Origin of the sequence: Scopulibacillus daqui (assembly GCF_016908855.1) — a bacterium.
GTDB classification, from domain to species: Bacteria; Bacillota; Bacilli; order Bacillales; family Sporolactobacillaceae; genus Scopulibacillus_A; species Scopulibacillus_A daqui.
On the sequence record NZ_JAFBER010000003.1, the window covers coordinates 166,824 to 181,524 of the forward strand.

The window sequence follows — 14,701 nt, forward strand, 5'->3', positions numbered from 1 at the left end:
TAAGGAGATGAGGGCTGTGCCATATGCGATAAATATCTTTAATATAAAAACGAACGGTGTTACAATGAACGGCAATATTGATATTGGCCCCACCGTTCATAACAGCCATACAGCCAATACTAAGTCGATTGGTGCCAATGTCTCTCTTGGAGATTTTTCGCCATCCAGTTCATTTAGTTTAAATGGCAGTTATGATCCGGATATCAGCGATCAAGGGCAAGTTGCCAACCCATCTTTACCGCAAACCGGCCAAGTTTAGTATGTTCTTTTGGAGATTAAAATTCCTTTTTATATGTGGTGATCCCCATGTCCTTTATTTTTAATATAAGAAACATAAAAATCAATAACATGTCCCATAATGCTTCTGTTATTATTGGGCCGGGTTACCATAACAGCCATACAGCCAGTTCAAAATCCCAGGGCGGCAACAACTCCATTGGAGACCAATCGCCGGTTTCAGGACTATTTAATAATCAATTATACGACCCTGATATTAACGATCAAAGCGAGGTTGCGAATACTGACAGTGTTAATGGCAATCAAGCTTTTTGATCTGATTAAGGATGTCTGTGGAAGGCCGGTTAGCCATGCGTTCCCCAAGTGCTCTTCCGGAAGTTTTTTAAGAAGTTTAATCATAGTTGTGGCAAAGCCGTAAAAGCAGCCTGTCCAGCAGCGGCTTTGCTGTTTTTATGTCATTTAATAGGGGAACTTGTCCGTCGACTGATATGCACATGAAGTTTAATTCATGTTAAAATAGGGTACATACACACAAATAATCATTTGCTGCGAATATTATAATGGCCTTTATTAATGGCATTCTAAATGGTATGACGATAAATAGTCGAAATGTTATAAGGTATGACAAGGCAATGAGTTAGTTATCCCTTAATGTCCATTAATGATTTATTTATTTGGTTGGTTTGAGGATAAAAGGAGTTATAAATATGAAAATATTGTTGTTGCCTTTGTTTAAAATGCCTTCCGGGCATCATCATGTTGCAGATGCAATTATAAATTTAATAGAGAAAAGAACGAATAAAATTGAGTGCAAGAAAGTTGATTTGCTAAGCTACAGCAATCAATTATTGGAAAAGGCTGTCTCAACATTTTATTTAAAATGGATACATCATACGCCTCGCTCTTATGATTGGGCATACAGGCACTTTGCTTATACGAAAAATCATAAGCATGTATCCTTTAGTGTTATAGAACGCTTTTTTATAAATAAGCTCTACAAGCTGCTGACGAGGGAACAGCCTGATCTCGTTATATGTACGCACGGTTTTCCATCATTATTGATGAGCCGGTTAAAGTTATCCGGCATTGTAAAGATACCTGTTATTAATATATATACGGATTTCTTTATGAATGACATATGGGGGCGAAAAGGGATTGACTATCATCTCGTCCCGAATCAAGAAATGAAACAGCAGATGATTGAACATTACCATATTAAGGAACGCAGTATTATTGTAACCGGAATCCCTGTACACGAAAGCTTTTTAAAGCCAGGCAAAGTCAAATCCCATTATTCTCAAAAGAAAATTCTTATAGCCGGCGGCAGCAGCGGGCTCGGCAATATCATTGACTTAGTCAAACATACAGGGGAAAAATCAAATTATCAATATATTATCTTATGCGGTAACAACAAGAAGCTGTATCATGACATTCTGAAACTGAAATTAGATGATGTCAAGGCGCTGCCTTATCTATCATCAAAAGAAGAAATGAATCAGCTGTATGATGAGGTTGATGCCATTGTTACAAAACCCGGCGGTGTGACCATCAGTGAAGTGCTCAGAAAAGGTTTGCCGATATTTGTCCATTCAGCCTTGCCTGGTCAAGAATATATTAATTTGCAATATTTGAAGAATCAGCATTTAGTCTATGAGATCGATCAACAAGGCAATTTGGAAACGATCATTTCCAGCGTCTTGCAAAATGAGCTGGAGATGAGAAGGTGGAAAAAAGCTGTTCAGACATATCTGGATAAGTTCGAAATCCCATCTACCAATACCCTTTTCCAATTAATCTCAGCCAATACGCTGAAAGGCGCTTATTTTAATCGAAGCGGCTATCAGTTTCTGCGGACCCGGGGTGTCGTCAACAAAGTGATGAAATATATGAAGAAGATCTCGCCTATAGACAACGTTTAAAAGAATGTATAATAAAAGCGAACCATGCGGGTTCGCTTTTTAATCATTCTCTTTTTTCTTAATGCGGATGATATGAATAATTGTAGCAACAGCAAAAATTAACAGGAATATTCCCGCAATAATCGCTAAATGCTGAGGCTTAAAAGTCAGATATTGTTGTATTTTGTTTCCCAGGAAATAACCCAAAAAAATAAAGGTGAGGACCCAAACTGCGCCGCCTATGGCTGAGCTGATAATGTATGTAATCAAAGAGGAACGGCTTATACCGGCTAAATAAGGATTGATTTGCCTTATACCGGGGATGAAATAGCCAAACGCAATGGTCCAAGCGGCATGCCTTTTATATTTTGTTTCAGCTTTTTCCCATCTTTCCGGTGTTAAACCGACATATTTGCCGAATTTATTTATAAAAGGCTTCCCGATATATTTTCCAATAAAGTAGGAAGTTATCATCCCTGAAAAAACACCCAAAAAGGCGCATCCTAAACTGCTGTATAAGTTAAGCGTGTTTTGAGAAATGGCAATGCCGATAAAAACCATAAAGGACTCTTCGGGTGAAGGGATGCCTGTAATGCCGAAGAACAGCAGGAAAAAGATCGCAAAATAACCATAAGTAATCAGAAACGGTTCAAAGTGTGCCATATTATTCCCCATTTGACTATTATTTTATAGTTTATGTAGAGTATTTAGGAGGAAGTCCAAAAGTCTTAATGTCAAGTTATGACTTTCCTCTCTTTTAGATATACACTTAATATCAAAGTTAATATAAAAAAATCTAAATGTAAACTTAAATCCTAAAAGAGGAAGATAGAAATATGTCTATTTTACTTATTTTATTAATATTTTTATGTATTTTTGTCGTTTACAGCATTATTCCGACGATTGTCATGCGGCTCTTTCCCATTGGTATTTTTAAATCTTCATCTATAAAAAATAAGGCCGCATTAACATTTGATGATGGACCAAATCCCATTTATACGCCAAGATTATTAGATCTCCTTAAAAAACACGATATTAAAGCGACATTTTTTGTAGTAGGCGAAAACGCCAAAGCCTATCCTGACATTATATCCAGAATGTACCTTGAAGGTCATACTATCGGTACTCATCATTATAGACATTTAAGCAACTGGTTATTAACGCCTCGTGAAGTTAAGGAACAATGCCGTATGGCAGCGGACACTGTTGAATCAATAACAGGGAAGCGCCCGGTATATTACCGGCCGCCTTGGGGGCATCTTAATTTATTTGTCAAATGGTCGAGCCAGCCTTTTAAAATCATTATGTGGTCGGCGATCCTTGGGGATTGGCGATGCAAACTCGGGAAAGATAAGCTGAAAAAGCGTCTTCATAAAAGTTTGCATGATGGAGCTGTCATCGTACTGCATGATTCAGGAGAAAACATAGGTGCAGATCAATTGGCTCCCGAAATGATGCTTCAGGCTTTAGAAGAATTTCTGCTGGAGAAGGAAGACAAGATTGAATTTGTTCCAATAGACGATCTTTATGAGCATGAAACAGCAAAAAAGCGGCGATAACGAATGATCCAAAAGTGTTCAGCGCTTACCTGGGTTAAAATATTTTTTGATAAACTGACTAAATGTTAAATGAAGGGGTGGCGAAATGGCAAATAATCATGAGAAAAGATTAAAAGAACAACGAAAGCGTGAAAGGGAAAACCAAAAGCAAAAAAGAAGACAAAGACAAATGATAGTTATCAGCACGATCATAGTCGTGGTGCTTATTGCTGGGATAGTGGCCATCGTTCTGCAAAATATCAACAAAAATAAAACAGCTGAACCGAGCCCAAATGCCGGAAAACAAACGCAAACGAAAGCAGCCATTAACTATAACGGGCAACCGATGATGGGACAAGCCGATGCGCCTGTACGCATTGCGGAATTCGGGGATTATAAATGCATTTACTGCAAAAAATTCGAAGAAACGATAGTTCCAAAGCTTAAAAAAGATTTTATTGATACTGGAAAAGCAAAATTTTATTTTATAAATGACACGATCTTCGGAGAAAATTCACAGCTGGCGGCTAATGCGGCTGAAGCTGTTTTTCACCAAGATCCAAAAGGCTTTTGGGCATTCCACCAAAAATTATATAAAAGCCAAGGTCCTGAAGATAAAAACTGGGTGACTAAAGAATTGCTGTTGAAAATTGCAAAGGAGACGGTGCCTTCGATTGATATGAACAAATTAAGAAACGATATTAACAATATGTCTTACCAAGATGATATTGTTAAGGACTACAGCATGGCTCAAAATATTGGCGTCAAAGGCACACCGGCACTGTATATTAACGGCAAGCAGGTTGATCCGTTTAATTATCAAGAAATAAAAGAGGCCATAAAGGAAGCTGCCAATGAGTAAACCAGCTCAATCAAATGATGCTTTGAATTTGCGTCTTTATTTTGCCTGGGTTGTCGCTATTGCAGCGACTCTCGGCAGTTTATTTTTCAGCGAAATTTTGGGATTTGAGCCATGCAAATTATGCTGGGTACAAAGGATCTTTATGTATCCGCTTGTGATTATTCTAGGCATTGCTTGCTTTCGAAATGATCGTTCGATTAGTATTTATACGCTGCCGTTGACAATCATCGGCGGCAGCGTGTCAATCATTCATTACAGTGAACAGAAACTAGGTTTGTTCGGGGGAATATGCCGGTCAGGGATTCCTTGCAGCGGTGAGTATATTGATTGGTTTGGCTTTATCACGATACCTTTTCTTGCTCTGCTGGCTTTTGTTTTAATCACCGTTGTTTTATTGATTGATTTAAGAAAATTTAGGCGTTAAAACAATATAAGAGCTTATTGGGGGAGTCAAGGTGGCTAAGCAGACCATATGGCGTGTTCTATTTATTTTCAGTGTGTGTTCTTTTTTGGTCGCATCACAAGCATCTGCGCAGGATAACCATCATCAATCCGGATTAATGATCACCAGTCTAACAAATGATAAAGAACCTATTGCCAACAAGAAAATTCCCTTTACAGTCCATGTTTCAAGTATTAATGAAAAAGACCCTGAACAAAGTATTAAAGATGACAATCATGTGGTTGTTTATGCTTTCTTCAAAAAGGGCAATGAAATCATTAAGCGCAAATTGACGAACGACCAAAAAGGGAATTATAAAGGTACCGTCACCTTGCCGTGGGACGGAAAGTGGCAAGTCATGGCTTTCGCCTTAACGAAAGATCAAGGAAACATTCAACCGGAATCTATGAAAACGGAATGGAAAGTGGAAAAGCCAAGGAGCATTCAATCAATCATTTGGCCGATCGTATTAGCCGTTATTATCATTTTAGCAATCGGGTATTTTATTTTTAATAGATTGAGATTGAAAAGAAATGATCATTAGAAGGTATAGGGCGGTTTATCCTTAATAAAAAAGCGTATAATGGTAGAAAAAAACGTTTGGCGAAAAGACCAAACGTTTTTTTCCTTATATATATGCCCTTTTTTGAACGATGAAAATTGGCAGGTTTTTGCCCGTTCGCAAAGAATATATAAATTTGACACGAGATTTGATCATTCGGCGCCAGGTTTTAAGACTTATGATTTTTGATATAAGGGATCAATAATGACGTCATAATGCTCTTCCACTTCATCTAAAGTGTAGATGTTTAGTTTGCTTTTTTGATTTAAAATCATTTCAATGTTGCCTTTTAATAAATTCATGGCATGTTCTCCGATAAATTCGCCTTGATATTCTTCAAAATAGATATCATCAAGTTTGCGGCGAAAGGAAAGATCCATAAAGGCATTGACAAGAATAAGGGTATCTTCCTTTTGATCAATCGCGTAATAGTAGTTTCCAAAGCAGTCGACGATAAGGTCACCGCGTTTTTTAATATTCATGGCTTAACATCCTTTCACCAAAATATAAAAACATTAACCTAAAAAGAGAGGTTATTCATATGGAGTTAAAAAAATAACTGACGAATGTTACTATTTTCAAAGCCCGGTCAATGTCGGCTATATTAAAAAAGGTTCGACAGGCATCCTGATTGATGCAGGACTTGATGCCTCAGCATCTAAAAAAGTGCTGAGACAATTGGACGAACTGGATTGGCCTTTAACTCATCTGCTCATTACTCATGCACATGCCGACCATTATGGCGGCGCTTATAAAATTTTGCAACAAAGAAAGGTTATGACATTGGCTCCAAAAGTGGAAGCAGATGTTTTACGGTATCCCAAGTGGGAACCGATATATTTATTTCAAGGCAGCGAACCGCATGAATCCCTTAGGAACAAATTTATTGAAGGACAGCCTGTTCAAGTCGATGAATATTGTAAAGAAGGTTCTATGGGATTAGGAGAAGCATCATTAGAATGTATGTCATTGCCGGGACACACTGAAAACCAAATGGGCGTCATCTATAAAGGCGTTTTATTTGCCGCAGACAGCTATATGTCTACAGGTGCATTGAATAAGCATCGCATACCCTTTCTGGTTGATCTAAGACGCACGCTGGATTCTCTGAATAAAATGCTCGCTCTCTCAGTTAAAGGCGCGGTTCCCGGACATGGGGTATTTGAAGAAAATTTCAAAGAAACAATCCGGAAGAATATTCAATTTCATGAGGATATTCTATCACGAATCATAGTATTACTGAAGCACGAATCAGACGGTTTATCCCATGAACAATTGATCCAAAAAGTTTGCCGGGAATGGGATATAGAGTTAAAGGTGCTCTCCAGTGGGCGCTGTACCGAACGGCAGTGACAAGTTATCTTCACTACTTGGCGCAAACAGAGCGATTGAACATGTATATAAAGGAAAATGCACTTTGGTTCACTGTGAAGTAAATGTTTTAAAGGTGGATAATTATGGGGCATATCATAACCGCAGCCGGTACCCCCGAAGATATGAAATACATACAAATCACTTAAAAGGATGAGAGAATTTTGCAAAACGACAAACAGCTGTTAATATGGTTGATCCGTCATGGGGAAACCGAATGGAATAAATTAAAAAAAGTTCAAGGGCGCGAAGATATTGAATTAAATGAAACAGGGATAGCTCAAGCAAACGCTGCTGGCAAGTTTGCCCGAAAAATAGACTGGGATGCTTTCGTCACAAGTCCTTTAAAGCGGACAGTCAAAACGGCTGAACGTATTGCCGCTAACCTCGATAAGGATGTTCCCATCTATATTGAAGACGATTTAATTGAAAGGCATTACGGCAAGGCTTCCGGGTTGACTTATGAAGAAAGGGTTCAAATATTTAACAGCAGGCCGATTGAAGGGATGGAGGAACTGGTTGATTTAGAAAAGCGCGCGCAACGTTTGCTTAATCATCTTTTGCATCAATGGCAAGGCAAGCGGATTATAGCTGTCACTCATGGCGGATTAATTAAAACGCTTCTGGCGCTTGTTTCTAAAAATACGTTGAAAAGAGACGATATTTATGTTGATAACTGCAGTATTTCAAGCATTTATTATATGAATAACGACTGGCATATCGGTTTATGTAATGAAAAGGAACATTTAAGTTAAAAACCATCATAAGGCAATAAAGATCATAGCAAAAGTTAAGTCTAATACAGCAAATATTATTTTCAAATGTTCATATATATTATGTTAAACTTTAGTAAAGTTTTCTTAGGAGAATATCTATGGCTGAAAATAAGACGAAAAAAGGCATTCTAGTGACAATAGGATTACTTATATTAACTAAACTGAAATGGCTGCTCGCCGTATTAAAATTTTCCAAATTTGGCGGTACATTAATAAGTTTAGTTGTCTCCTTGGCGGGCTATGCTGTCTTCTTTGGCTGGGGATTTGCGGCAGCGATTATTTATCTCATTTTCGTACATGAAATGGGACATCTGGTTGCCGCTAAGATAAAGGGGATCAAAACATCACCCGCAGTATTTATACCGTTCCTCGGGGCGGTCATCGGTATTAAGGAGCAGCCGAAAGATGCGGCAACGGAGGCGTTTCTTGCTTATGGAGGGCCTTTTGCAGGGCTGATTTCAATTTTTCCTGCTATTATCCTTTTTTACTTGACTCACCAGCCTTATTGGGCGCTTGTTGTTGTGCTGGGAGCTATGCTGAACTTATTTAATCTGTTTCCAGTATCTCCGCTGGATGGAGGGCGAATCGTGGGTGTGCTCTCGACAAAAATATGGTTTGTTGCACTTATTGCTCTATTGGTGCTGATTATTTTATCTCCAACGCCCATCATGTTTTTAATTTTAATTTTCGGCTTTTTAACATGGTGGAACCGAGCGCGTGAAGGCTATAAACGAAAGAAAATAGATCTTCGCATTGAAGCCAAACAAAAGATGATTGAAAGCCTGGAAAAATTTAAAGACGATATTTTTTATGTTTACGGTTTTGATGATGAAGACGGGCCGATGATTAATGAAACGATGATTATGTATCATTTAAGAACGCTTCGCCAGCACATAGCTGACATTGAGATGCGGCTCTCAGACATGAAAAAATGGTATGTTCCTTTCATTCAGGATAAAGACCGCTTGAAGAAGGATGCCCTTATATATGAAATGAACCTCTATGAAGAATTGACGGCCTTTTTGCAAAAGGCGCCCGACTATTCAAGCATCGAAAGAAAAATTAATCAGACTAATCAGGAGATCACCGCCCTAGAGAAAGAAAAGAGTGCATTAAAAGAATATTATAAAGCCAAGCCGTCAACAAAATGGAAAGTGCTGATTGCTTATGTTTTGCTGGCTGCATGTCTGTCCTTCTTATTTGTTTACGCCAGGCAGGTTTTAGATGTTTCTTTGGAATATATATACGAGTAATGAGAAAGGATGTAAAACTTTGACAGCGGCGGGCGCCAATGATGAGTCAGGGGGCCGCCGCTTTTCATTTCATTTCTTTTCCGTGAATATCGCCTCATGTATAATTAGGTTAAAACGCTTACAATGATTTTGAGAAGTTTTTAAGGGGGAGGTTTCATGCCGGAACATACCATTGTCAAAATTGACGGAAAGGAGTATCTTGCTGATCCCGAACAGAGCTTAATAGAGCTGATCAAAAATAACGGTATTGCATGCCCGAGTGTTTGTTATCATGAAAGTCTGGGGCCTATTCAAACCTGCGATACATGTATTGTTGAAGTCGATGGAGAGTTAAAGAGGGCTTGCGGAACGGCTGTACAAGCCGGAATGGCTGTGAATACACAAACAAAAGCTTCAAAAGAGGCCCGCCGCATTGCCATGAACCGGATCCTAGCAAATCATGAGTTATATTGCACGGTTTGCGATTATAATAATGGGACATGTGACATTCATAATACGGTAAAGGCTATGGAGATCGAGCATCAAGATAAACCGTTTGAGCACAAGCCTTATGAGGAGGACTTCACCGGTTCTTTTTACAGATATGATCCGGACCAATGCATTATGTGCGGACGTTGCGTAGAAGTTTGTCAAAATGTTGTGGTTAATGAAACGCTTTCGATTGATTGGTCGCTGGATCGTCCGCGCGTCGTTTGGGACGGCGGGACATCAATTGATACATCTTCATGCGTTAACTGCGGCCAATGTTCCACCGTTTGTCCGTGCAATGCAATGATGGAAAAGGGCATGGTTGGTGAAGCGGGGTTTTTATCAGGTATTGAAAAAGGGACGCTGCGTTCTATGATAGAGCTGACCAAAAAAGTGGAGAACGGCTACGGTTCCCTTATGTCCATTTCCGATGCTGAATCCGTTATGAGGGAAGAACGAATCAAGAAAACGAAAACGGTCTGTACCTATTGCGGTGTCGGCTGTTCCTTTGATGTCTGGACAAAAGACAGAAAAATTCTAAAAGTCCAGCCGCACCCTGAATCCCCGGCAAACGGCATTTCGACATGTGTGAAAGGCAAGTTCGGCTGGGACTATGTCAACAGTCCGGAACGGTTAACGAAGCCGCTGGTCCGTAAAGGCGACCGTTTTGTTGAAGTTGAATGGGACGAAGCTCTGAGAACGGTCAGCGATAAGTTAAAGGCGATTAAAAAACAATATGGCAGCGATGCGATAGGGGTCATTTCGTCATCAAAAGCTACTAACGAAGAGTCGTATCTCATGCAAAAGCTGGCCAGGCAAGTCATCGGAACGAATAACGTGGATAATTGTTCCCGCTACTGCCAGTCCCCGGCCACAATCGGTTTATTCCGAACGGTTGGCTACGGCGGCGATGCCGGATCATTTTCGGATATCGCTTCAGCTGATCTTGTGATAACCATTGGTTCTAATACAGCTGAATCCCATCCGGTGCTTGCCTCAAAAATCAAACGGGCCCAAAAACTTTATGGACAGCGCCTGATTGTTGCCGACCTACGCAAGCACGAAATGGCTGAACGCGCCGATCTGTTTATTCATCCGAAAGCGGGATCTGATCTCGTCTGGCTTCAGGCTGTGACGAAATATATTATTGACCAGGGCTGGGCAGATAAAGATTTTATTGAGCAGCGAGTGAACGGTTTTGATGACTATGTCAAAAGCTTAGCTAAGTATACGTTTGACTATGCAGAACAAGCGACAGGAATATCGAAAGACATTTTAATGAAGGTGGCCGAAGAAATTCGCCAGGCTGACTCAGTTGTGATTTGCTGGGCGATGGGTGTCACGCAGCAAAAGGGCGGCAGCGATACATCGACAGCCATTTCTAATTTGCTTTTGGCGACGGGAAATTACGGGCGAAAAGGTACGGGCGCTTATCCGCTTAGAGGACATAATAATGTGCAAGGCTGCAGTGATTTCGGCAGCATGCCAAATAAACTCCCTGGCTATCAGGATGTTTCGGATGATGAGGCTAGAAAACGTTTTGAGGAGGCTTGGGGCTGCACGATTCCTGCAGAGGCTGGTTTAAACAACCATGAAATGGTTGAAGCGATTCATGGCGGCCGCTTAAAAGCGCTGTTTTTGCAAGGAGAAGATATGGGCATTATTGATTCTAACATCAATCACGTTCAATCAGCCTACGAAAAGCTTGATTTCTTTGTCGTTCAGGATATTTTCTTGACAAAAACGGCTCAATTTGCCGATGTTATTTTGCCGGCCAGTCCGAGCCTTGAGAAGGACGGCACGTTTACAAATACGGAACGCCGTTTTCAGCGGATTTATCAAGTGCTGGAACCGTTAGGCGATTCAATGCCGGATTGGCAAATTATTCAGCGGCTTGCTCAATATTTAGGCGCTGACTGGTCTTATCAGCATCCTTCAGAGGTTATGGATGAAGCAGCTGAACTCACACCGATGTTTAGCGGGGTTCGCTATGATCGTCTGGAAGGCTATAACAGTCTGCAATGGCCGGTCGCTAAAGACGGTACTGACAGCCCGCTGCTCTATGAAAAATCATTCCCGTTTGATGATAGTAAGGCGCGCTTTTTTGCGGTTGAATGGACCGAACCGACAGGAACAAGCGTTGAATATGATTTACATGTCAATAACGGCCGTCTGCTTGAACATTTTCATGAAGGCAATCTCACGTATAAATCTGAAGGGATTAAGAGGAAAACGCCGCATGCATTCATTGAAGTCTCACCTGAATTGGCAAAGGAACGCGGCATTAAGGATGGGTCGACCGTTCGCCTTGTCTCGCCGTACGGCGCTTGTAAAGGGCGTGTTGTCGTCACAGACCGCGTTCGCGGAAAGGAGTTGTATATTCCAATGAATGACAACGGCGAAACCGCGATTAATCGGTTAACATCGAGCGAAGTTGACAAAGACACTGATACGCCGGCATATAAAGATACCGCCGTTCGCATGGAAGTCCTGGAGGTTGAAGGCGAAAACCCGCTGCCGGCAAATAATCACCGCTATGGAAATCGAACACCGCAACAAGGCGTGTTAGTCGAAAGAAAATGGGAACGTGACGATTATGTGTTTCCAGGGGATCTCGTTAAATATAAAAAGGAGCTGAGGACCAATGGCTAGTCCAATACAAAAAATTGAACGGATGAAAATAGATCCTGAGGTTCAAAAAAAGCAAGAAGCGGATCAATTGCTCTCAGCCCTATTAGAAAACAAAGAGGCGGTACAGTCGCTGATAGAAATTGTCGTTAAATTGCAGGAGCGCGGTATCCTTGATCTGTTAAACGCATTGCTCGGCCAAGGCGATAAGGTTCTCGCTATTGCGGTTAGCGAACTTAATAAGCCCGGTATAAGCGATACAATAGATCATGCCATGAATCTGGCTCAAATGCTCGGCAATTTGGAAGTGAAAAAATTGAATGGCTTAATCGATCATGTCAATGCAGGCATTGATGAGGCGGAAAAACAAATTAACAGCGGTAAGCATACAACCCTTTTTGGGCTTGTAAAAGCTTTGAAAGACCCGGATGTCAACCGTACGATTACGGCACTGGTCGGCTTTTTGAAAGGGGCGGGGAAAGGTAAGGGAGCGGAATGATTTCCGTTCCTTTTTTCATTTAAGTTGCAAGGTCTGTATCAGAAAAGTCTTGGAATATATAGGAGAAATTGAGCAGGAAAAAAGCAAACCTAAACATCTAATAGGATAAACGCTCCTTTTTAAAGGAGCGCTGTCATTGTATGGATTTATTTTGTGAAGAAATCCCTGTTTAATTGAATATACTCCTGTTCTTCTTCAGGCACCTCATCGTCAGGATAAATCGCTTCGACAGGGCATACTGCTTCACAAGCTCCGCAGTCAATGCAAACGTCCGGATCGATATAAAACATATCTTCTCCTTCTTCGATGCAATCAACGGGGCATGTTTCAACACATTCAGCAGCTTTTTCGTCTTTGCATGGTGATGTGATTACAAATGCCATTTGAAAAGTCCCCCTTTCCAGTTCGGATTAAAACTAAACCAATTATAACACTTCGTTTTAAGTATAACCCAATCTGTGGTGAAGTTTTAAATATTTTTAAATAAACGGTTAGATGTTTATTTAATGGAATATATCATAAAATTTTTATATCATAACATTTTATAAATAGCAAGGAAGGGTTTATGGTTAAAAGTTGAATTGGGAGGGAGATTGTCCAAAAGTTATTTTGGATATAAGTGTTTTTCTATACTGCTAAGTGAAACAGCATTTAAACAAATATAAAAATTAAGACAGCTATCCCTTTGGATAACTGTCTTAATTTTTAAAGATCGTTATAAGCTACTGCTGCTGGTGGATTAAGTTCATGTGCTAAACTTTTTTCAGAATTTAAATGTGTAAAAGATAAGCTTGTAACAAAGGCAATGGCACAAAGACCAAAGATAAATTTTTTCAAAATGATCCCCCCAATCTTATTTAATTTCTTTTCTAGCATTATTTGCTAGTCTATAATATTGACTTGCACTTTTATATTGTCCCTTATCATAGTAGTAGTTGGCAAGTTCTTCAGCGAATTCGGAAACGTGTTCCCATTTATTATTTTTTTTAAAAAAAGGTATTGCTTCTTTTCTTAATAGTGATTCGTAGCAATCTTTATTGTTAATTTGAACATCCAGTATTTTAAATTCAAAATAAGAATCTTTGATGTTATGCTTTTTTGCCAATGATAACCCTTCATAAATAATCTTTTGGGCTTTATTTGTTTCTTTTATGTTCAGAAATTCTTTTGCTAATAAATATAAAGTGTAACAACGACTTTTGGGATCAATATTAATCCTGTATTTAAGGCTTTTTCCAAGATGATCAATAGCTTCTTTTGATTTGCCTTGGCATGAATAAACAAATCCAATATTATGATGAATAATACCACGACGCTCATCATCATCATATAATTCTGCAAATTTTAGAGCTTGCCGGTAGTGGTATTCAGTTTGTTGATAATTATGAATACGTCTGTAACAAATACCGAGTAATGTTTGGCAATCCGAAATCCTTTTTAAATTATAATTTTTCTCAAATATGTTTAAAGCTCTATAAGCATAATTAATACTTTTTCCTATTTTATAGGAATAAATATAATTTAAGCTTAATTGATAATATAATTCAGCTGACTCTTGTTCAGAAAGGTTAAGTTTGTTTTCTAAAATTTCTTCAGCTTTTTTTAAATAACTTAAAGTTTTTTCGTAGTCTTCATTGTTATAATAAACATAGATGCTCTTAAAATGAAAGAAAAAGTATTGTAACTCTGTTGTGAAAATGTCTTTAAATTTTTCAACTTCCTCAAGTAATGAATAGGCTCCATCAAAATTTCTTTCTAATAGCAAAAGCCTAACTTTATATAAATCATATTTTAATAAGGGATGAGGATCTTCAATTTTTTTTAGTCTTATTGTAATATTATTTTCTATATCTTTTACTATGTTTATATTTTGATCCCTAATTGCCTTATACCACTCATCCAACAACTCATTAATTTCATCCAGCTCTTCTTGGTTATCTACATCCTCATAAGATATCCCCAACCTCTCGCAAAGGCGTTTGATCGTGTCTTCGCTTGACTTATCGCCGTGTTCAATTTTGCTGAGGTAAGAAACTGAACAAATGCCTTCGGATAGCTGTTCCAGGGTCATCCCTGATTTTTTTCTATAATATCGTATGCGGGTTCCTATCATGATATACCATCCTTTTTGCTTTGGGAAAATTCACTATCATACCCCCTAATATTT

17 protein-coding genes are annotated in these 14,701 nt (G+C 39.2%); 12 read left to right on the plus strand and 5 right to left on the minus strand.

Annotated features, from left to right (window positions below; genetic code table 11):
* Positions 1-16: 16 nt before the first annotated feature.
* The 3 genes from JOD45_RS04110 to JOD45_RS04120 all read left to right on the plus strand — a co-directional run bounded on the left by JOD45_RS04110 (position 17) and on the right by JOD45_RS04120 (position 2,156).
* A complete protein-coding gene (locus tag JOD45_RS04110; protein WP_205002598.1) occupies positions 17-259 on the plus strand; it encodes a spore germination protein in 243 nt (80 codons plus the stop codon).
* A 47-nt stretch (positions 260-306) separates the two neighbouring features.
* Positions 307-552 (plus strand): spore germination protein, encoded by a 246-nt coding sequence (locus tag JOD45_RS04115; RefSeq protein ID WP_205002599.1) that lies wholly within the window; start codon positions 307-309, stop codon positions 550-552.
* A 392-nt stretch (positions 553-944) separates the two neighbouring features.
* Positions 945-2,156, plus strand: coding sequence for an MGDG synthase family glycosyltransferase (locus tag JOD45_RS04120; protein WP_205002600.1), 1,212 nt, complete (start codon positions 945-947; stop codon positions 2,154-2,156).
* Positions 2,157-2,195: 39 nt separating this feature from the next.
* On the opposite strand, the gene JOD45_RS04125 is transcribed toward JOD45_RS04120, so the two are convergent.
* Complete coding sequence (locus tag JOD45_RS04125; RefSeq protein ID WP_205002601.1) at positions 2,196-2,798, minus strand: DedA family protein; 603 nt, start codon at positions 2,796-2,798, stop codon at positions 2,196-2,198.
* 173 nt (positions 2,799-2,971) lie between these two features.
* Here JOD45_RS04125 and JOD45_RS04130 point away from each other — a divergent pair, with 173 nt between their 5' ends.
* The 4 genes from JOD45_RS04130 to JOD45_RS04145 all read left to right on the plus strand — a co-directional run bounded on the left by JOD45_RS04130 (position 2,972) and on the right by JOD45_RS04145 (position 5,521).
* Positions 2,972-3,694 carry a polysaccharide deacetylase family protein gene (locus JOD45_RS04130; RefSeq protein WP_205002602.1) on the plus strand — a complete coding sequence of 241 codons (723 nt, stop codon included), beginning with the start codon at positions 2,972-2,974 and terminating at the stop codon, positions 3,692-3,694.
* An 85-nt stretch (positions 3,695-3,779) separates the two neighbouring features.
* The gene (locus JOD45_RS04135) at positions 3,780-4,535 is read left to right on the plus strand and encodes a DsbA family protein (protein ID WP_205002603.1); all 756 of its coding nucleotides are present in this window, start codon (positions 3,780-3,782) and stop codon (positions 4,533-4,535) included.
* Positions 4,528-4,959 carry a disulfide oxidoreductase gene (locus JOD45_RS04140; RefSeq protein WP_205002604.1) on the plus strand — a complete coding sequence of 144 codons (432 nt, stop codon included), beginning with the start codon at positions 4,528-4,530 and terminating at the stop codon, positions 4,957-4,959. Before JOD45_RS04135 ends, JOD45_RS04140 begins: the two co-directional genes overlap by 8 nt.
* 31 nt (positions 4,960-4,990) lie before the next feature.
* Positions 4,991-5,521, plus strand: coding sequence for a hypothetical protein (locus JOD45_RS04145; RefSeq protein WP_205002605.1), 531 nt, complete (start codon positions 4,991-4,993; stop codon positions 5,519-5,521).
* Between the two features lie 194 nt (positions 5,522-5,715).
* Here the strand turns inward: JOD45_RS04145 and JOD45_RS04150 are convergent, their stop codons facing one another.
* Positions 5,716-6,021, minus strand: a complete 306-nt coding sequence (locus tag JOD45_RS04150) for a hypothetical protein (RefSeq protein ID WP_205002606.1) — start codon at positions 6,019-6,021, stop codon at positions 5,716-5,718.
* A gap of 73 nt (positions 6,022-6,094) precedes the next feature.
* On the opposite strand from JOD45_RS04150, the gene JOD45_RS04155 reads away from it, so the two are divergent.
* From JOD45_RS04155 to JOD45_RS04175, 5 genes are all read left to right on the plus strand, one after another.
* Entirely contained in the window at positions 6,095-6,892 is a 798-nt protein-coding gene (locus JOD45_RS04155) for an MBL fold metallo-hydrolase (RefSeq protein ID WP_205002643.1), read from the plus strand.
* Positions 6,893-7,074: 182 nt separating this feature from the next.
* Positions 7,075-7,665 carry a histidine phosphatase family protein gene (locus tag JOD45_RS04160; protein WP_205002607.1) on the plus strand — a complete coding sequence of 197 codons (591 nt, stop codon included), beginning with the start codon at positions 7,075-7,077 and terminating at the stop codon, positions 7,663-7,665.
* Positions 7,666-7,784: 119 nt separating this feature from the next.
* Entirely contained in the window at positions 7,785-8,939 is a 1,155-nt protein-coding gene (locus JOD45_RS04165; protein ID WP_205002608.1) for a site-2 protease family protein, read from the plus strand.
* Between the two features lie 156 nt (positions 8,940-9,095).
* Complete coding sequence (gene fdhF, locus JOD45_RS04170; RefSeq protein WP_205002609.1) at positions 9,096-12,059, plus strand: formate dehydrogenase subunit alpha; 2,964 nt, start codon at positions 9,096-9,098, stop codon at positions 12,057-12,059.
* Positions 12,052-12,534 carry a helical membrane plugin domain-containing protein gene (locus tag JOD45_RS04175; protein ID WP_205002610.1) on the plus strand — a complete coding sequence of 161 codons (483 nt, stop codon included), beginning with the start codon at positions 12,052-12,054 and terminating at the stop codon, positions 12,532-12,534. Before fdhF ends, JOD45_RS04175 begins: the two co-directional genes overlap by 8 nt.
* Positions 12,535-12,680: 146 nt before the next feature.
* Here the strand turns inward: JOD45_RS04175 and JOD45_RS04180 are convergent, their stop codons facing one another.
* The 3 genes from JOD45_RS04180 to JOD45_RS04185 form a co-directional block, all read right to left on the minus strand.
* Positions 12,681-12,917: an indolepyruvate ferredoxin oxidoreductase subunit alpha gene (locus tag JOD45_RS04180; protein ID WP_205002611.1), complete on the minus strand. Its 237-nt coding sequence runs from the start codon at positions 12,915-12,917 to the stop codon at positions 12,681-12,683.
* Between the two features lie 322 nt (positions 12,918-13,239).
* Positions 13,240-13,371, minus strand: coding sequence for a hypothetical protein (locus JOD45_RS16730; RefSeq protein ID WP_275583921.1), 132 nt, complete (start codon positions 13,369-13,371; stop codon positions 13,240-13,242).
* A gap of 16 nt (positions 13,372-13,387) precedes the next feature.
* Complete coding sequence (locus JOD45_RS04185; protein ID WP_205002612.1) at positions 13,388-14,647, minus strand: helix-turn-helix domain-containing protein; 1,260 nt, start codon at positions 14,645-14,647, stop codon at positions 13,388-13,390.
* Positions 14,648-14,701: the final 54 nt, after the last annotated feature.